At 69.5% G+C, this 16,610-nt stretch carries 15 protein-coding genes; 8 read left to right on the top strand and 7 right to left on the bottom strand.

The window, feature by feature from the left end; genetic code table 11:
• Positions 1 to 60: 60 nt before the first annotated feature.
• Genes ACFVUT_RS15040 through cseC form a run of 4 tightly spaced genes read left to right on the top strand, consistent with a single transcriptional unit; the run spans position 61 to position 3,527 of the window.
• Positions 61 to 711 carry a SigE family RNA polymerase sigma factor gene (locus tag ACFVUT_RS15040; RefSeq protein WP_389648505.1) on the top strand — a complete coding sequence of 217 codons (651 nt, stop codon included), beginning with the start codon at positions 61 to 63 and terminating at the stop codon, positions 709 to 711.
• On the top strand, positions 699 to 1,433 hold the full coding sequence (locus tag ACFVUT_RS15035) for a hypothetical protein (RefSeq protein ID WP_389648502.1): 735 nt from the start codon (positions 699 to 701) through the stop codon (positions 1,431 to 1,433). The genes ACFVUT_RS15040 and ACFVUT_RS15035 overlap by 13 nt, the downstream gene beginning before the upstream one ends.
• 10 nt (positions 1,434 to 1,443) lie before the next feature.
• On the top strand, positions 1,444 to 2,148 hold the full coding sequence (gene cseB, locus ACFVUT_RS15030; RefSeq protein WP_389648499.1) for a two-component system response regulator CseB: 705 nt from the start codon (positions 1,444 to 1,446) through the stop codon (positions 2,146 to 2,148).
• The gene (gene cseC, locus ACFVUT_RS15025; RefSeq protein ID WP_389648496.1) at positions 2,145 to 3,527 is read left to right on the top strand and encodes a two-component system sensor histidine kinase CseC; all 1,383 of its coding nucleotides are present in this window, start codon (positions 2,145 to 2,147) and stop codon (positions 3,525 to 3,527) included. Before cseB ends, cseC begins: the two co-directional genes overlap by 4 nt.
• 118 nt (positions 3,528 to 3,645) lie before the next feature.
• Here the strand turns inward: cseC and ACFVUT_RS15020 are convergent, their stop codons facing one another.
• The gene (locus ACFVUT_RS15020) at positions 3,646 to 5,250 is read right to left on the bottom strand and encodes an MDR family MFS transporter (protein ID WP_389648492.1); all 1,605 of its coding nucleotides are present in this window, start codon (positions 5,248 to 5,250) and stop codon (positions 3,646 to 3,648) included.
• A gap of 126 nt (positions 5,251 to 5,376) precedes the next feature.
• Between ACFVUT_RS15020 and ACFVUT_RS15015 the strand changes: the two genes are divergently transcribed.
• Entirely contained in the window at positions 5,377 to 6,048 is a 672-nt protein-coding gene (locus ACFVUT_RS15015) for a TetR/AcrR family transcriptional regulator (RefSeq protein ID WP_389648490.1), read from the top strand.
• Positions 6,049 to 6,096: 48 nt separating this feature from the next.
• Here ACFVUT_RS15015 and ACFVUT_RS15010 read toward each other — a convergent pair whose 3' ends face one another.
• On the bottom strand, positions 6,097 to 6,786 hold the full coding sequence (locus ACFVUT_RS15010; protein ID WP_389648487.1) for a M23 family metallopeptidase: 690 nt from the start codon (positions 6,784 to 6,786) through the stop codon (positions 6,097 to 6,099).
• Between the two features lie 659 nt (positions 6,787 to 7,445).
• On the opposite strand from ACFVUT_RS15010, the gene ACFVUT_RS15005 reads away from it, so the two are divergent.
• Both ACFVUT_RS15005 and ACFVUT_RS15000 read left to right on the top strand, forming a co-directional pair.
• A complete protein-coding gene (locus ACFVUT_RS15005) occupies positions 7,446 to 7,808 on the top strand; it encodes a trypco2 family protein (protein ID WP_389648484.1) in 363 nt (120 codons plus the stop codon).
• Positions 7,805 to 11,059, top strand: coding sequence for an NACHT domain-containing protein (locus ACFVUT_RS15000; protein ID WP_389648481.1), 3,255 nt, complete (start codon positions 7,805 to 7,807; stop codon positions 11,057 to 11,059). Before ACFVUT_RS15005 ends, ACFVUT_RS15000 begins: the two co-directional genes overlap by 4 nt.
• A gap of 138 nt (positions 11,060 to 11,197) precedes the next feature.
• On the opposite strand, the gene ACFVUT_RS14995 is transcribed toward ACFVUT_RS15000, so the two are convergent.
• Positions 11,198 to 13,726 carry an ATP-dependent Clp protease ATP-binding subunit gene (locus tag ACFVUT_RS14995; protein WP_389648478.1) on the bottom strand — a complete coding sequence of 843 codons (2,529 nt, stop codon included), beginning with the start codon at positions 13,724 to 13,726 and terminating at the stop codon, positions 11,198 to 11,200.
• Positions 13,727 to 14,154: 428 nt separating this feature from the next.
• Here ACFVUT_RS14995 and ACFVUT_RS14990 point away from each other — a divergent pair, with 428 nt between their 5' ends.
• Complete coding sequence (locus ACFVUT_RS14990) at positions 14,155 to 14,787, top strand: SCO3374 family protein (protein ID WP_389648475.1); 633 nt, start codon at positions 14,155 to 14,157, stop codon at positions 14,785 to 14,787.
• Here the strand turns inward: ACFVUT_RS14990 and ACFVUT_RS14985 are convergent.
• From ACFVUT_RS14985 to ACFVUT_RS14970, 4 genes are all read right to left on the bottom strand, one after another.
• On the bottom strand, positions 14,766 to 15,101 hold the full coding sequence (locus ACFVUT_RS14985; protein WP_389648473.1) for an Lsr2 family protein: 336 nt from the start codon (positions 15,099 to 15,101) through the stop codon (positions 14,766 to 14,768). The genes ACFVUT_RS14990 and ACFVUT_RS14985 overlap by 22 nt on opposite strands.
• A 145-nt stretch (positions 15,102 to 15,246) precedes the next feature.
• On the bottom strand, positions 15,247 to 15,804 hold the full coding sequence (locus tag ACFVUT_RS14980; RefSeq protein WP_389648470.1) for an amino-acid N-acetyltransferase: 558 nt from the start codon (positions 15,802 to 15,804) through the stop codon (positions 15,247 to 15,249).
• Between the two features lie 9 nt (positions 15,805 to 15,813).
• Positions 15,814 to 16,314: a BlaI/MecI/CopY family transcriptional regulator gene (locus ACFVUT_RS14975; RefSeq protein WP_389648467.1), complete on the bottom strand. Its 501-nt coding sequence runs from the start codon at positions 16,312 to 16,314 to the stop codon at positions 15,814 to 15,816.
• Positions 16,315 to 16,423: 109 nt separating this feature from the next.
• Positions 16,424 to 16,606 (bottom strand): hypothetical protein, encoded by a 183-nt coding sequence (locus tag ACFVUT_RS14970; RefSeq protein ID WP_389648465.1) that lies wholly within the window; start codon positions 16,604 to 16,606, stop codon positions 16,424 to 16,426.
• Positions 16,607 to 16,610: the final 4 nt, after the last annotated feature.

Genomic DNA, 16,610 nt, shown 5'->3' with positions numbered 1-16,610 from the left:
CCGGTCCACCCACGGCCGGCGGCGGATCTACGGGGCTTTACGGGGACGGAGGCGGTTGGAATGGCACAGGGCGAGGTACTCGGGTTCGAGGAGTACGTCCGCACCCGGCAGGAGGCACTGCTGCGCAGTGCGCGCCGGCTGGTTCCCGACCCGGTCGACGCGCAGGACCTGCTGCAGACCGCCCTGGTCCGTACGTACGGCCGCTGGGACGGCATCGCCGACAAGTCCCTCGCCGACGCCTATCTGCGACGCGTCATGATCAACACCCGTACCGAGTGGTGGCGGGCCCGCAAGCTGGACGAGATCCCCACCGAGGAGCTGCCCGACGCGAGCGTCGAGGACGGCTCCGAGCAGCGCGCCGACCGCGCCCTGCTCATGGATGTACTGGGCGTGCTGGCTCCCAAGCAGCGCAGCGTCGTCGTGCTGCGACACTGGGAGCAGATGAGTACGGAGGAAACGGCCGCCGCCCTCGGCATGTCGGCCGGTACGGTGAAGAGCACGCTGCATCGCGCGCTCGCACGGCTGCGCCAGGAACTGGAGAACCGTGAGGCGGCGAGCAGGGAGGCCCGGCTCCGGGAGGAGCGGGGCCTGACGGCCGCCGACCGTGCTCCGGCCGCCGCCCCGGCACGTGCGCGGGCGACGGCGCGGATACGAGTGCGGGCGGCGGGCAGGGGAACGGACGAACGGGGGCGGGAGCGGTGCGCGGCCTGACAGCCGGCAGTGCCGGCGGCAACGACCGCGGCGGCGAAGAAGACGGCGGCCCCCGGGCCGCCGTCCGGCGCGGCCGGTCCCTGCCCGGCTGGGCGGCGGGCACCACGGCTCTGGCCGGGCTCGCCGTTTTCGGGCTGCTCGCCGTCGGCTGCTCCACCGGTGGTACCGGCACCAGGGACGAGGGCCCGGCAGGCACCCAGCCGGTCGCCCGGGTCACGCCGAGCAGCGACGCGTCGTCCCCCGCGAAGCCCACGCCCCGGGTCGACCCCGTGGCACTGCTCAAGGGCGATCCGAAGGTCGGCGAGCGGGTCAGGGCGGATCTGAAGCCCTGCAGCGGCTCCGCGTACCCGGTGGACACCTCGTACGGCACCCTCACCGGCGGCCCCTCGGCCGATGTCGTGGTGAACGTGATGACCTGCGGTGATTCGGTGGGGGTCGGCACGTACGTGTACCGCCCGAAGAGCGACGGCACGTACGAGAACGTGTTCACCATCGAGCAGCCCGCGGTGTACGGCACCATCGACCGCGGTGATCTGGTGGTGACGGCCCAGGTGTACGAGAAGAAGGACTCGGTCGCGTACCCCTCCGGCGAGGAAGTGATCACCTACCACTGGGCGGACAACCGGTTCAGCGAACACGACCGGGTGCACAACGATTTCAACCGAGCCGTCGGTAACGGAGAAGCCGGTCTTCCGGAACCCACTGAACCGGCGGGGAACTGAGAGCAGTCCCATGGCCGAGACCCACGTCCTGTTCGTCGAGGACGACGACGTCATCCGCGAGGCCACCCAGCTCGCGCTGGAGCGCGACGGCTTCGTGGTCACCGCGAAGCCCGACGGGCTGTCGGGCCTCGACGCCTTCCGGGCCCACCGACCCGACATCGCCCTGCTCGACGTGATGGTGCCGGGACTCGACGGCGTCAGCCTCTGCCGCCGCATCCGCGACGAGTCGACGGTGCCGGTGATCATGCTGTCGGCCCGCGCCGACTCGATCGACGTGGTGCTCGGCCTGGAGGCCGGCGCCGACGACTACGTCACCAAGCCCTTCGACGGGGCGGTCCTGGTCGCCCGGATCCGCGCCGTGCTGCGCCGCTTCGGCCATGCGTCGGGCGGTCAGCCGGGGAACGAGGAGCGGGAGTCGCGGGCCGTCGGCGGAATGCTGGCCTTCGGCGATCTGGAGGTCGACACCGAGGGCATGGAGGTCCGCAGAGGCGGCGAACAGGTGGCACTGACCCCGACCGAGATGCGGCTGCTGCTGGAATTCTCCGCCGCGCCCGGCACGGTGCTCTCCCGCGACAAGCTCCTGGAGCGGGTCTGGGACTACGGATGGGGCGGTGACACCCGGGTCGTGGACGTCCATGTGCAGCGGCTGCGCACCAAGATCGGCCAGGACCGGATCGATACGGTCCGCGGCTTCGGCTACAAACTCAGGCCATGAAGCGGCTGGCTCTGCGGACGGGTGTCCGCTGGAAGATCAGCATCGCGATCGCGGCGGTCGGCGCCCTGACCGCGGTGGCGCTCAGCTTCGTCGTCCACAACGCGGCCCGGGTCTCGATGATGGAGAACGCGCGCGAGGTCCAGCTGGAGCGGCTGAAGTACGCGCAGCTGCTGTACGAGGCGAAGAAGACGCAGAAGGCCGACCCCCGGTTCGGCGCCAAGCTCAACGATCCGACGATGCCGCGCAGTCTGCGCACGGAGGTCAACAGGGACCGGCGCGCCACGCACGTGGAGGAGTCCCGGGACGGGGTTCCCGATGTGTGGGCGGCCGTGCCGGTCGGCAACGGCGATGTGCTCTCGCTGCACACCCGCTTCGCCGACCGGAGCTCCGCGGTCATGGCCGATCTCGACCGGGCGCTGGTCATCGGCTCGGTCTCGGTGGTGTTCGGAGGCTGTGCGCTGGGCGTGCTGATCGGCGGGCAGCTGTCGCGCCGGCTGCGCAAGGCGGCGGCCGCGGCGGGCCGGGTCGCGCAGGGGCAGACGGATGTACGGGTCGGGGAGGCCGTCGGCGGTGTCGTCCGGGACGAGACGGATGAGCTGGCCCGTGCGGTGGACGCGCTGACGGACGCGCTGAACGAACGCATCGAGGCGGAGCGCCGGGTCACCGCGGACATCGCGCACGAGCTGCGCACCCCGGTGACGGGACTGCTGACGGCGGCCGAGCTGCTTCCGCCGGGCCGTCCCTCCGAGCTCGTGCGGGACCGGGCGCAGGCGATGCGCACCCTGGTCGAGGACGTGCTGGAGGTGGCCCGGCTGGACAGTGCGTCGGAGCGGGCCGAGCTTCAGGAGATCGCCCTGGGCGAGTTCGTCAGCCGGCGGATCGCGCTGCTGAACCCCGATGTGCGGGTGCGGGTCGTCCACGAGTCCTGGGTCAACACCGATCCGCGCCGGCTGGAGCGGATCCTCGGCAATCTCCTGGGCAACGCCGCCAAGCACGGTGCCTCTCCGGTGGAGGTCACGGTCGAGGGCCGGGTGGTGCGGATCCGCGATCACGGTTCCGGGTTCCCGGCGGCACTGCTGCGCGAGGGCCCGAGCCGGTTCCGTACCGGAAGCAGCGACCGGGCCGGGCACGGGCACGGTCTGGGGCTGACGATCGCGGCCGGTCAGGCGCGGGTCCTCGGGGCCCGGCTGACCTTCCGCAACGCGGCGCCGGACGGGGCTGCGGAGGGCGAGGGAGGGGCGATCGCCGTGCTGTGGCTGCCCGAGCACGCGCCGACGAACACCGGCAGCTTCCCGATCCTGCGCCTGTCCGAGCAGCGCACGCCGTCCGACGACGACGGGCAGGGCGCGGAGTCGGGCAGCAGGTGGTCCGGCGGCTGAACCGTAACGGAAGGAGGCTCCCGGGGTGTCCCGGGAGCCTCCTCGCGAAACGGCCCGCCCACCGCCCGTACAGCACCTGCGCGTACGGACGCGTACAGCACCTGCGCGTACGGAGGGGTCAGACGGTCTCGGGCTGCCTGGAATCCGCGACCGGCTGCTGGGGACCGTCCGACGACACGCTTCGGGGTCCGGCTCCCCGCAGCGGAACCTCCTTGACGAACACCGAGGCGAGCAGGGCGATCAGCCCGACCGAGGCAGCCACCAGGAACGCGATGTGGGTACCGGACGACACCGCGAACCGGTACCCCTCACGCATGGCCTCCGGCAGCTTCGCCAGGCCCGCCGCGTCGAGCTGCGCGGTCTTCTCCGTGGCTCCGCCGCCGCCGCGGGCCGCCATCTCGTCCTGCACCCGTCCGGTGAACAGCGCACCCATGATCGCGACGCCGAAGGAGCTGCCGAGCGTACGGAAGAGGGTGGTCGCGGAGGACGCGACTCCCATGTCCTTCATCTCCACGCTGTTCTGCGCGACGAGCATCGTGATCTGCATCAGGAAGCCCATGCCCGCGCCGAGCACCGCCATGGAGACGCCGGAGACGAACCGCGTCGTACCGGTGTCCATCTGCGAGAGCAGGAACAGACCGGTCACCATCAGGACCGAGCCCGCCACGGGGAAGACCTTGTACCGTCCGGTGCTGGTCGTGACCCGTCCCGCGACCAGCGAGACGACCATCATCGACAGCAGCATCGGAAGGAGGAGCAGCCCCGAGTTGGTCGCCGACGCGCCCTGGACGGACTGCTGGTACAGCGGCAGGAAGAGGACCGCGCCGAACATCACGAAGCCCGTGATGAAGCCGACGACGGACATCAGGGTGAAGTTGCGGTTGCGGAAGATGTGGAGCGGGATGATCGGCTCCACCGCCTTCGTCTCGACGAAGAGGAAGCCGGCGAGCGAGGCGACGCCGATCGCGACGAGCTCCATGATCACGGCGGAGGTCCACGCGTACTCCGACCCGCCCCAGGTGGTGACCAGCACGATCGCGGTGATGCCGACGGTCAGCAGGGCCGCGCCGAGGTAGTCGGTCCTCGCCCCGGTGCGCTCCCGCTTCGGCAGGTGCAGCACGGCGGTGACCATGGCGAGGGCGACGGCGCCCAGCGGCAGGTTGATGTAGAAGGTCCAGCGCCAGCCCAGGTGGTCGGTGATCGTGCCGCCGACCAGCGGCCCGCCGATCATGGCGACCGCCATCACACCGGCCATCATCCCCTGGTACTTGCCGCGCTCGCGGGGCGGCACGAGGTCGCCGATGATCGCCATGACGCCGACGATCAGGCCGCCCGCGCCGAGTCCCTGGAGCGCCCGGAAGCCGATCAACTGGCCCATGTCCTGCGCCATCCCGCTCAGCACCGAGCCGATCAGGAAGAGCACGATGGACGTGAGGAAGACGCCCTTGCGTCCGTACATGTCGCCGAGCTTGCCCCAGATGGGGGTGGAGGCGGCGGTGGCCAGGGTGTACGCGGTGACGACCCAGGACAGGTGCTCCAGTCCCCCGAGGTCACCGACGATGGTCGGCATCGCGGTGCCGACGATCAGGTTGTCCAGCATGGCGAGCAGCATGGTGATCATCAGGGCGAACATCACCACCCGGACGCCGCGCTCGCGCTTCCCCGTCTTCTCGGCAGGGCGGTCGTCCGCCTCTCCGCCCGCCGCCTTCTTCAGGTCCGTCATGGTTCCCACTCCCCCTGGTCCTTCGCGCCACCGGACGCTTACTTGCCGCCCGGCTAGTTGACTACACTGTGGGGAAAGTAGACCCGTAACTAGCCGGGCGTCAAGTAAGTTTCAAAGGAGACTGCCATGGGCGGCACACCGCAGCGGCGCCGGAGCGACACGCGTCAGCGCATTCAGGACGTCGCCCTGGAACTCTTCGCCGAGCAGGGCTACGAGAAGACCTCGCTGCGCGAGATCTCCGAGCGGCTGGACGTCACCAAGGCCGCGCTCTACTACCACTTCAAGACCAAGGAAGACATCCTGGTCAGCATCTTCGACGGCCTCAACCGACCGATCGAGGAGCTGCTTGAGTGGGGCAAGGGCCGGCCCCGCGGACTGGAGACGAAGAAGGAGATCCTGCGCCGCTACAGCGACGCGCTGACCGCCGCCGCCCCGCTCTTCCGCTTCATGCAGGAGAACCAGGCGGCCGTGCGGGATCTCAGCATCGGGAAGACCGTCAAGGACCGGGTCATCAGCCTGGTCGATCTGATGACCGAGCCCGACGCGCCCCTGCCCGATCAGGTGCGCTGCTTCACCGCGCTCTTCACGATTCACGCGGGCATGTTCGCCCTCAAGAACTTCGAAGGCGACCCCGAGGAGAAGCGCGAGGCCGTCCTCGAAGTCGCCTTCGAACTGCTCACCCGGGCACACCACCCGGAGTCCGCCGAGGAGCGGGATCCGTCCGGGGATCCGCCGAGGAGCGGGATCCGTCCGGGAATCCGCCGAGGAGCGGGATCCGTCCCGGAGTCTGCCGCGTAGCGGGATCCGTCCCGGAGTCTGCCGCGTAGCGGGATCCGTCCGGGCCGGTCAGATCCGGACGCCCTCCTTGTACAGGAACGAGACCGGGTTGATCGCGGAACCGTAGTTCGGGGTGGTCCGGATCTCGAAGTGCAGGTGCGGGCCGCTGGAGTTGCCGGTGTTGCCGGAGAGGGCGATCTTCTGGCCCGTCTTCACGGTCTGGCCGATGTGCACATCGATCCGGGACAGGTGGGCGTACTGCGAGTACGTGCCGTTGCCGTGGCTGATCACGACGGCGTTGCCGTACGCGGGGCCGTCGCCGCCGCCGTTCGGGCCGGCCTTCACGACGGTGCCGCCGTGCGCGGCCTCGACCTTGGTGCCGACCGGCACGGCGAAGTCCTGGCCGGAGTGCTTGTGGGCCCAGCGGGAGCCGTCGTTGCCGAAGCTCGCGCTCAGCACGTAGTGACCCACCGGGATCTTCCAGGCGGCGGTCTTCTTCACGGCCTTCTTCACAGCCGCCGCCTTGGCCGCCTTCGCCGCCTCGGCCGCCTTGCCCTGCGCGGCGGCCTGCTTGGCGACGGACTCGGCCGCTCCGGCGCCGATCAGGCTCGCGGTGTCGGAGGCACCCGTCACGCCGGCCGCGAACGCAGCACCCGCACCGAGGACCATCGACGTCCCCAGGCCGGCTGCCACCACGGCGCCACGGACACGGGACAGGGACGGGCGACGGGAGAGCTGGAACGAAACGCGCTTCGACATATGCGGAGAACCTCCGTAGATGACTGGACCCGACGCTTCCGCCGGGCTTGCCCATCCTTGGTAACCCGCACCCCCAGAGATGCCCAAACACCCCATCTACGAATAAAAGCCGTAGGTGAAGCCAAAGGAATACGCCGGAGCAGGCTGGACGCGCACCGCCCACGAACCCGCCGCAGTACTTTTTTCGGACAGGTTTCACCCCAGCTCACACCTGCCGCAATCGGACTAAACATAGGTATCGCGACTTCTTTCCCTTTGTCTCCGAACGTCCCTCTTCCTGCGGGGGCGAAGGTCCCTGCCGCGATCACGCGCCTTCTCCTATCCCTTCTAGTAGGGCCAGGACGGGCTGTGTGCCTTGTCACGGATCCGTGCCCGTACGGCTCCGGCCAGGGGGCTCCCCGCGTCGGGCGCGGCAGCGGTCGAGCGGCATCCGGCCGGCGCGGGAGTCGCGAAATCCTCCGCGCGGATCTGCCGGGTCTCGCCGACCCCGTGCGGTGCGACGTGAGGGGGGGTGCGCGCACCCACGTCCCGCGACCACTCAGCGTGCGAGAACAGCGCCGTCCCCGCCGATGGGGCCGAAGACCGTCCGATTCGGGACCTTCGGCCCGCGGCCTGGCTACGCTGACACGGCGACCAGCCCAGCTCCCGGGGGGACAGCCATGGCCCATGACACCACCGGCACCGACGACATGGACGGCATCGAGCTCGCCGACGCCGTCGAATCGATCCGCAACCAGCTCATCGAGGCGGCGGGCCGGGCCACCGGCCGCCCCGTCGCCTTCGAAGTCGGCGATATCCAGATGGAGTTCGTCCTCGAACTCCGCAAGGAGATCAAGGGCGGCACCAAGGTGAAGGCCTGGGTGGTCGACGCGGGCGCCGACGTGTCCCGTACGACCGGCCGCACCCACAAGGTCGCGTTCACCCTGAAGCCGCGCGACGCCACGACCGGCGAGCCCTGGCGGATCGGGCACGAGGACGCGGGCAGCACGGCGCACTTCGGCCGCGGGGCGACGCGGCCGTGAGCAGCCCGCCGCCCACGGCTCCGGGGTCGCCCACGGACCGCACGGTCGTCGTCCTCGGTCCCGGGACCGCCCAGGGCAGCGGCGCCCTGCTCACCGACCGGCTCGTGCTGACCTGCGCCCATGTGGTGAAGAGCAGCGGCCGGGCCACCATCGCGCACCCCGCCCTGCCGGCCGGCAGTCCGGCCTCGGTCGCCTGGATCGACCACGACCTCGACGCCGCCCTCCTGCTGACCACGGACCCGGTGCTCCCGGTCGCCCCGGTGCGGCTCGGCCTCCTCCACAGCGCCCAGGCGCTCGCCGGCTGCGAGATCACCGGCTTCCCCGACATCCAGCGGTACGGCCTCGAGCGCCGCCTGGAGGCCGACCAGTACACGGCCACCGCCCTGCCGATGGCCGGACACCTGCGCGGCCTGCTGGTCTGTGAGCTGGACGGACCGCCCCCCGCAGGAGGCGATACGGGAATCCCGGCGTTACGGGGCATCTCCGGCGGTCCGGTCTTCGCCGGGAACGTCCTGATCGGCATCGCCCGCCAGATCCCGCGGCAGCGCGGCGGCCGGCGCGTGGAGTGCGTACCGCTCGCCGCACTCGTCACCTCGCGGTCGTTCGAGCTCGTCTACCGGCAGACCGGTACGGCGCTGCGCCACGAACGGGTGCACGGCCGTCACCCCCAGGACACGCGGTACGAGGAGGACTACGCCGCCGCGCTCGGTGCCGCGTACCGGCGCACGAAGGTCTTCGGGCTGGACGAGTTGGGCCGGCGGGACTCCGAATGGGACCTGGACACCGCGTATCTGACTCTGGAGGCCCAGTGGAACACCACCGGACCGGCTCCGCGAGCGCACCGGTCGCCCCAGCGGATCGACGCGTTGCTCTCGGACCGCCCCCGGGTACTGCTGCGGGGCGAGGCGGGCGCCGGGAAGACCACCCTCCTGTGGTGGCTGGCCGCCCACGCCTCGGCCGGCACACTGGGTCCGCAACTGGCCGCGCTCAACGGTCTGGTGCCGTTCGTCGTCCCGCTGCGCACCCTGCGCGCCCAGGGCGGCACGTTCCCGGCCCCCGCGCGACTGCCCGCCGCGGCACGGCTGGTGATCGACGAGGCGCCGGAGGGCTGGGTCGGCCGGGTCCTGGAGTCCGGCCGGGCGCTCCTGCTGGTCGACGGTCTGGACGAGGTCCCGCTCGACGACCGCGAACAGGCGCACGACTGGCTGTCCCGGCTCCTCGACCGGTACCCGGAGATCCGCTGCCTGGTCACGGTGCGCCCGCTGGCCGTCGAGCCGGACTGGCTGAGGCCCCAGGGCTTCGAGGAGCTGCGGCTGCTGCCGATGCGGAACGAGGACATCGAGACCTTCGTCGCCGCCTGGCACCGGGCCGCCCGGCTGGACGACGACGACCACGAGTCGCTCGCCCGGCTGGAGCGGGACCTGACCCAGCAGTTCGCCCAGAACACCGCGCTGCGCGACCTGGCCCGCACCCCGCTGCTCTGCGCGGTGATCTGCGCCCTGCACCGGCGTCGCCAGGGCATCCTGCCGGAGACCCGCTGGAGCCTGTACGACTCGGCCCTCACCATGCTGCTCGGCGACCGCGACAAGCAGCGCAGGATCGAGGCGCCCGAAGGCATCACGATGAACGTGGAGGAGCAGGCGCAGCTCCTCCAGCGCATCGCGATCTGGCTGGTGCGCGGCGGCCAGTCGGAGCTCCCGCGCTCCGCCGCGCTGCACCAGTTGGAACGGGTCCTGCCGGGCATGGAGCGGATACGGAGGCAGGGCGCGGCCGAGGACGTCCTGACGCATCTGCTGAACCGCAGCGGGGTCCTCCAGGAACGCGCCGACGGTGTCTACCAGTTCGCCCACCGCACCTTCCAGGACTTCCTCGCCGCGAAGGAGTTCGTCGAGGGCGACCAGCTGAACGAATTGCTCGGCCGGTGGGGCTCGCAGCAGTGGCACGACGTCATCCTGCTGGCGGCCGGCCACTGCGGCCGCCGTGAACACCCCGCGCTCGTCAACGGGTTGCTGGACGCGGCGCCCGGACCCGGCGACGCCGTCTCCAGGGCCGAGATCCACGTCCTCGCGGCGCTCTGCGCCCAGCACGCCACCTGGCTGGACGAGCCGACGCGCACCAGGGTCCGCACCGCCGTGGACGCCCTGTTCCCGCCGAAGTCCGAACGGGACGTACGGCTGCTCGCCCGTCTCGGGCCGGCCGCCCTGAGCCACCTCCCCGATCCGGTGGCCGTCGGACTCACCGCGGAGGAAGCCCGCACCGCCGCTGATCTGATCAACGAGATCGGCGGCGCCGAAGGCGTGCCGTACGCCCGCCGCTGGGCACTCGCCCACCCGAACCTCAGCTTCACATTCCGGGAGAGCTGGGGCAGATACCCGGTGGCGGAGTTCGCCGAGCGGGTCCTCGCCGTGTTCGACCTGGAGTACCACCTCCTGAAGATCACCTCCCGGGAGCAGCTGGCCGCTCTGTGCCATCTGCCCTCCGCCAGGAATCTGCGGATCACCGGCCCGTTCACTTCCGCCGAACTCGACGCGGCGCTCCAGGACAGGCACTGGACCGATCTCTCCCTCGGGGAGAACCCGTGCGTGACGGACCTGGCCTTCCTGGCACGCTGCGGGGAAAGGCTCACGGATCTGTTCCTGCACAACTGCCCCGCCGTGCGGGATCTCGGCCCGCTCGCCGGTCTCCGGGCGCTGAGAACGCTCCAGCTCGACATGAGCCGTCTGCCGGACACCGCGCTCTCGGTATTGCCGTCCGACTCGGACCGGCTCAGCTCCCTGGACCTCAGGAACGTGACGGCCGGGCAGCTGACCCGGCTGCCCTCGCAGCCCGGGGTGCGTTCGCTGAGCATCCACGGGCCGCTGCCGCTGGAGGTCGACTCGCTCGACGCCTGGCCGCGCCTGGCCAGCCTGCGGCTGGAGTCACCCACGCCGGTGCGGCCCCTGCTCGCGGCCCTGCGACGGGCTCCCCTGGTCGCCGACCTCACCCTGCGGGTGGAGTCCCTGGCGGAGTTCGAGGGCGAGGCGGCCGTCCCGTCCCTCAGGGATCTGGTGCTCCGTTGCGGTACCGAAGCGGGCGGAGGGCTGGCGCACATCCCCCGGGTGTTTCCCTCGTTGAAGTCGTTGCTGTTCACCCCTGCCACGTACGGCGAGAGCATCGACCTGTCCCCGCTCGAAGCTCTGCCCGGACTCCGCGTCGCCCTCACCGGCAACCATCAGCCCATCGGCGGCGAAGGACTCGCCCCGCACGGCTGACGGCCGCACAGCGGCGCCTCCGCGCGGCCGGGCACGGTGCGCGCACCGGTCGCCGACACAGCGAAAGAGGCTGCCCCGGAGCCGTCGTGAAACGGTCCGGGGCAGCCCCTGGTGATGCTCAGGCGCTCGGAGGCGTCCTTACACGTCCTTCGACATGTTCGGACCGGCGCCGCCTGCCGCCTGCTCGATCGGGGGGACGTCGGGCAGAGCCGTCTTCTCCTCGCCGCGGAAGGTGAACGTCTTCGCCTCACCCTCGCCCTCGGTGCCGACGACCACGATGTGACCGGGGCGCAGCTCACCGAAGAGGATCTTCTCGGAGAGGATGTCCTCGATCTCACGCTGGATCGTCCGGCGCAGCGGCCGGGCGCCCATGACCGGGTCGTAGCCCTTCTTCGCCAGGAGCGACTTGGCCTCCGAGCTCAGCTCGATGCCCATGTCGCGGTCCTTCAGGCGCTCGTCGACCTTGGACAGCATGAGGTCGACGATCTGGATGATGTCTTCCTCGGTGAGCTGGTGGAAGACGACCGTGTCGTCGACACGGTTGAGGAACTCGGGACGGAAGTGCTGCTTGAGCTCTTCGTTGACCTTGTTCTTCATCCGCTCGTAGCCGGTCTTGACGTCACCCTGGGCGGCGAAGCCCAGGTTGAAGCCCTTGGAGATGTCCCGCGTCCCGAGGTTGGTCGTCATGATGATGACCGTGTTCTTGAAGTCCACGACCCGGCCCTGGGAGTCGGTCAGGCGACCGTCCTCCAGGATCTGGAGCAGGGAATTGAAGATATCGGGGTGGGCCTTCTCGACCTCGTCGAACAGGACGACGGAGAACGGCTTGCGACGCACCTTCTCGGTGAGCTGGCCGCCCTCCTCGTAGCCCACGTACCCGGGGGGCGAACCGAAGAGACGGGAGACCGTGTGCTTCTCGCTGAACTCCGACATGTCGAGGGCGATCAGCGCGTCCTCGTCACCGAAGAGGAACTCGGCGAGCGTCTTGGAGAGCTCCGTCTTACCGACACCGGACGGGCCGGCGAAGATGAACGAGCCACCGGGGCGCTTCGGGTCCTTCAGACCGGCCCGCGTACGGCGGATCGCCTGCGAGAGGGCCTTGATGGCGTCCTTCTGACCGATGACGCGCTTGTGGAGCTCGTCCTCCATGCGCAGCAGACGGGAGGACTCCTCCTCCGTCAGCTTGAAGACCGGGATGCCGGTCGCGGTGGCCAGGACCTCGGCGATCAGCTCGCCGTCGACCTCGGCCACGACGTCCATGTCGCCGGCCTTCCACTCCTTCTCGCGCTTGGTCTTGGCGGCGAGGAGCTGCTTCTCCTTGTCACGCAGGGAAGCGGCCTTCTCGAAGTCCTGCGAGTCGATCGCGGACTCCTTGTCGCGGCGGACGCCCGCGATCTTCTCGTCGAACTCGCGGAGGTCCGGCGGCGCGGTCATCCGGCGGATGCGCATCCGGGATCCGGCCTCGTCGATCAGGTCGATCGCCTTGTCCGGCAGGAAGCGGTCCGAGATGTACCGGTCCGCCAGGGTCGCGGCCTGGACCAGCGCCTCGTCCGTGATGGAGACGCGGTGGTGGGCCTCGTAGCGGTCGCGCAGACCCTTGAGGATCTCGATGGTGTGCGGCAGCGACGGCTCCGCGACCTGGATGGGCTGGAAGCGGCGCTCAAGCGCGGCGTCCTTCTCCAGGTGCTTGCGGTACTCGTCGAGCGTCGTGGCACCGATGGTCTGCAGCTCGCCGCGGGCCAGCATGGGCTTGAGGATGCTGGCGGCGTCGATCGCGCCCTCGGCGGCGCCCGCACCCACCAGGGTGTGGAGCTCGTCGATGAACAGGATGATGTCGCCGCGGGTGCGGATCTCCTTGAGGACCTTCTTCAGGCGCTCCTCGAAGTCACCGCGGTAGCGGGAGCCGGCGACCAGCGCGCCGAGGTCGAGGGTGTAGAGGTGCTTGTCCTTGAGGGTCTCGGGCACCTCGCCCTTGACGATGGCCTGCGCCAGTCCTTCGACGACCGCCGTCTTGCCGACGCCGGGCTCGCCGATGAGAACCGGGTTGTTCTTGGTACGGCGGGAAAGCACCTGCATGACCCGCTCGATCTCCTTCTCGCGCCCGATGACCGGGTCGAGCTTGGATTCGCGGGCGGCCTGGGTGAGATTCCGGCCGAACTGGTCGAGCACCAGGGACGTGGAGGGCGTGCCTTCCGCGGGGCCGCCCGCGGTTGCCGCCTCCTTGCCGCCCGAGTAGCCGGAGAGCAGCTGGATGACCTGCTGCCGCACCCGGTTCAGGTCGGCACCCAGCTTCACGAGGACCTGGGCGGCGACGCCCTCGCCCTCGCGGATCAGGCCGAGCAGGATGTGCTCGGTGCCGATGTAGTTGTGGCCGAGCTGGAGGGCCTCACGGAGCGACAGCTCCAGGACCTTCTTGGCCCGGGGGGTGAAGGGGATGTGCCCGGACGGGGCCTGCTGGCCCTGACCGATGATCTCCTCCACCTGCTGGCGGACCGCCTCGAGCGAAATCCCGAGGCTCTCCAGGGCCTTAGCGGCGACACCCTCACCCTCGTGGATCAGGCCCAGGAGGATGTGCTCGGTGCCGATGTAGTTGTGGTTGAGCATCCGGGCTTCTTCCTGAGCCAGGACGACAACCCGCCGCGCGCGGTCGGTGAACCTCTCGAACATCGTTAATCGCTCCTCAGAGCGGTCAGGCAGTAAGGGGTCGGTCCCCTCCCTGTCCTTCCGCAGCTTAGTCCCGCAAGCGGGGACCGCTCATTCCAACTGCCGACACCGTCCTTGGCCTCCTGCCCCGAACGCCGACATCTGCTCCAACCCGATGGTGCGAGACGATGTTCCCGCAGGCCAGGCAGATACCCCTTTCGCCAGTACGCCGATGGCGAACGTGAGATGCCCGAACCTGCGTGTCGCCCCTCCCCACTAGGGATGTCTTACCCGCAATTACAGACAGTCCATGCGGCGCGCGCCGGTTCCCTCCGCTACGGGCGAACATCTTCGCGCTCCTGAACACGCCCCTACGCCCCCAAATCGGACACGCTGCGCACGCAATCGCGGACCCTGCGTAACCGGGGAGGCGCCCCGACCGTTCTTCTGACATGACCATCACCGCCCCGGCCTCCCTGCCGACGCTCACCGACGAGCGAGGAAGCCACGCCCAGGGAAGCCGCACCGAGGACGCGCGCGGGGCACGGTGGGCGCGGTGGTACGAGCGTGAGCTCGGCTGGGCGACGGAAGGCACCGCTCCGGTGCGACTGCCGACCGGGCTGCGGTTCGACGTCCTGGAGGTGCCCGCGGCCGTCGGTCATGCGGCGCTGCGGCTGGTGAGCCGCACCGGACCGGTGGCCTTGACGGGTGCGCGGATGTGCCTGCTGGTGGCGGCCGGAAGCGCCGACGAGCTGCCCGGGCTGCTCGACTGGCTGGAGTGGGGCGGAGTCGCCCTCTCGCTGACCGCCCTCGGTACGGGTGGCCGGATCACGGCGCCGGCACCGCCCGGACGGGCGGCGGGCCGACCGGGGGCCGCCGTATGGCTGCGACCCCCCGGGCTGCGGCACGAGGGAGAGCCGGAACTCCCGGCGCTCGTCGGCCTCGGGAGCAGGGGTGGGGGTGCTCCCGATCTCGCACGGCTCGTGGACGCGGTGGCGACGGAATGCCACCGGGCCCGGTTGTTGCGTGCCCGAACGGGGCGGTCGACCGATGAGTCGACAGCTCAGCCGTTGGCCTCCTCGTAAGCCGCACGGATCTCCGCGGGAACACGACCGCGGTCATTCACACTGTGGCCGTTCTCGCGCGCCCACTTACGGATCTCCGCGGTGTCCTTGTTTCCACCCGCAACGGCGCGGCCCTTGCCGCGACCGGCCGCCGCACGGCCACCCGTACGCCTGCCGCCCTTGGTGTACGGCTCAAGAAGACCACGGAGCTTGTCCGCGTTGGTCGTGGTGAGGTCAATCTCGTACGTCTTGCCATCCAGCGCGAACGTGACTGTCTCGTCAGCCTCGCCACCGTCGAGGTCATCGACAAGAAGGACCTGAACCTTCTGTGCCACCGGATTTCCTTTCATCGAAAATGCAGTACGCGGAAAGGAAACCGCTTTTCCCCGGAAAACACAAACCCTTGGGAGAGGTTCAGGAACCAGAGAAGACGGGAAACATGCGCGATTCGGACATAGGGATACGGGCTCCTTGTGACGGTCACAGGTGCAGAAGCATCCGAGTGTTGCCCAAGGTGTTCGGCTTCACCCGTTCGAGACCCAGGAACTCCGCTACACCCTCGTCATAGGAACGCAGCAGCTCGCTGTAGACATCTCCGTCGACCGGGGTCTCTCCGATCTCCACGAAGCCGTGCTTCGCGAAGAAGTCGACTTCGAAGGTGAGGCAGAAAACCCGTCGCACGCCCAGCCACCGGGCGGTCTGCAACAACTTGTCCAGTACTTGATGCCCGACTCCGCCGCCCCTGATGCTGTGATCGACCGCGAGAGTGCGCACTTCGGCGAGGTCTTCCCACATCACGTGCAGTGCGCCGCAGCCGATGACCCGGCCGTCCTCGTCGCGTTCCGCGATCCAGAACTCCTGGATGTCCTCGTAAAGCGTCACCGTCGCTTTGTCGAGCAGGATGCCTTCACGTACGTACCCGTCGAGGAGACGGCGGACCGATGCCACATCACTGGTCCTGGCACGACGGACGGTGATGGCCACGTTTATAACCGACGGTTCGGTATGGAAATCAGTATGTGGAAGCTCTGAGGACATACGCAGACGCTATCGTCCGGCGTCCGGCCCCGCGCCATCGGCCGGATCTTCGGTCACTTCTTTAGGTGGTTCATCAGTCGGTTCGTCGACCGCTTCACCCACCGCTCCATCCGGCACTTCACCGGGCGGCGGCCCCGCGGCGTCGTGCAGGCCGGGCAGAACGATCCGCATCGCGTCCTGGAGGGCCTCTCGCTGCTCGGCGGACATCATGCCGAAGAAGGCCACGAGAGCGGCGGCGGGGTTGTCACTGTGCGACCAGGCTTCGTTCATCAGTGCGGCCGAGTATGCGGCACGGGTGGAGACCGCTGTATATCGATATGCGCGGCCGTCGACTTCCCGGCGTACCCAGCCCTTCTGATGGAGATTGTCCATTACCGTCATGACGGTGGTGTAGGCGATGGAGCGTTCCCGCTGGAGGTCCTCAAGGACTTCCCGCACGGTGACCGGACGGTTCCATTGCCAGACCCGCGTCATCACGGCGTCTTCCAGATCTCCCAATTGACGGGGCACAATGTCACTTTAGTGCCAGATGCCGGAAATGCCCGGCCATCTATGCAGCAAAAGGGCGCCCGACTCCTGATGAGTCGTGCGCCCTTCGCGCGCTGCGGGGTCCGGGACGTCAGACGCCGTCGGTGCGCGGCGTCTGCTGCTGGACCGACTCGGCGCGGCCGATCGCCATGTCCACGGCCGCGTCCTCCTTGGCCTTGTTGGGACCGCCCTGGCTCTTGACGATCGTCACGACGAGGCCGATGAAGAAGGCGGCCATCACCACGGGGGGCACGAGCGCGGATACGTAGTCCATGGCA

The organism is Streptomyces sp. NPDC058051, from assembly GCF_042885475.1.
In the GTDB taxonomy this organism is placed as follows: domain Bacteria; phylum Actinomycetota; class Actinomycetes; order Streptomycetales; family Streptomycetaceae; genus Streptomyces.
Note: the sequence above shows the minus strand (reverse complement) of the source record. Positions and strands in the feature narration are given on the sequence as shown.

Bases quoted from the DNA above. Each gene is read 5' to 3' on its own strand.
- ACFVUT_RS15010 (WP_389648487.1), bottom strand. From the start codon at position 6,786: ATGTCGAAGCGCGTTTCGTTCCAGCTCTCCCGTCGCCCGTCCCTGTCC.
- cseC (WP_389648496.1), top strand. From the start codon at position 2,145: ATGAAGCGGCTGGCTCTGCGGACGGGTGTCCGCTGGAAGATCAGCATC.
- ACFVUT_RS15020 (WP_389648492.1), bottom strand. From the start codon at position 5,250: ATGACGGACCTGAAGAAGGCGGCGGGCGGAGAGGCGGACGACCGCCCT.
- ACFVUT_RS15040 (WP_389648505.1), top strand. From the start codon at position 61: ATGGCACAGGGCGAGGTACTCGGGTTCGAGGAGTACGTCCGCACCCGG.
- ACFVUT_RS15015 (WP_389648490.1), top strand. From the start codon at position 5,377: ATGGGCGGCACACCGCAGCGGCGCCGGAGCGACACGCGTCAGCGCATT.
- ACFVUT_RS15005 (WP_389648484.1), top strand. From the start codon at position 7,446: ATGGCCCATGACACCACCGGCACCGACGACATGGACGGCATCGAGCTC.
- ACFVUT_RS14980 (WP_389648470.1), bottom strand. From the start codon at position 15,804: ATGTCCTCAGAGCTTCCACATACTGATTTCCATACCGAACCGTCGGTT.
- ACFVUT_RS14995 (WP_389648478.1), bottom strand. From the start codon at position 13,726: ATGTTCGAGAGGTTCACCGACCGCGCGCGGCGGGTTGTCGTCCTGGCT.
- cseB (WP_389648499.1), top strand. From the start codon at position 1,444: ATGGCCGAGACCCACGTCCTGTTCGTCGAGGACGACGACGTCATCCGC.
- ACFVUT_RS14970 (WP_389648465.1), bottom strand. From the start codon at position 16,606: ATGGACTACGTATCCGCGCTCGTGCCCCCCGTGGTGATGGCCGCCTTC.
- ACFVUT_RS14990 (WP_389648475.1), top strand. From the start codon at position 14,155: ATGACCATCACCGCCCCGGCCTCCCTGCCGACGCTCACCGACGAGCGA.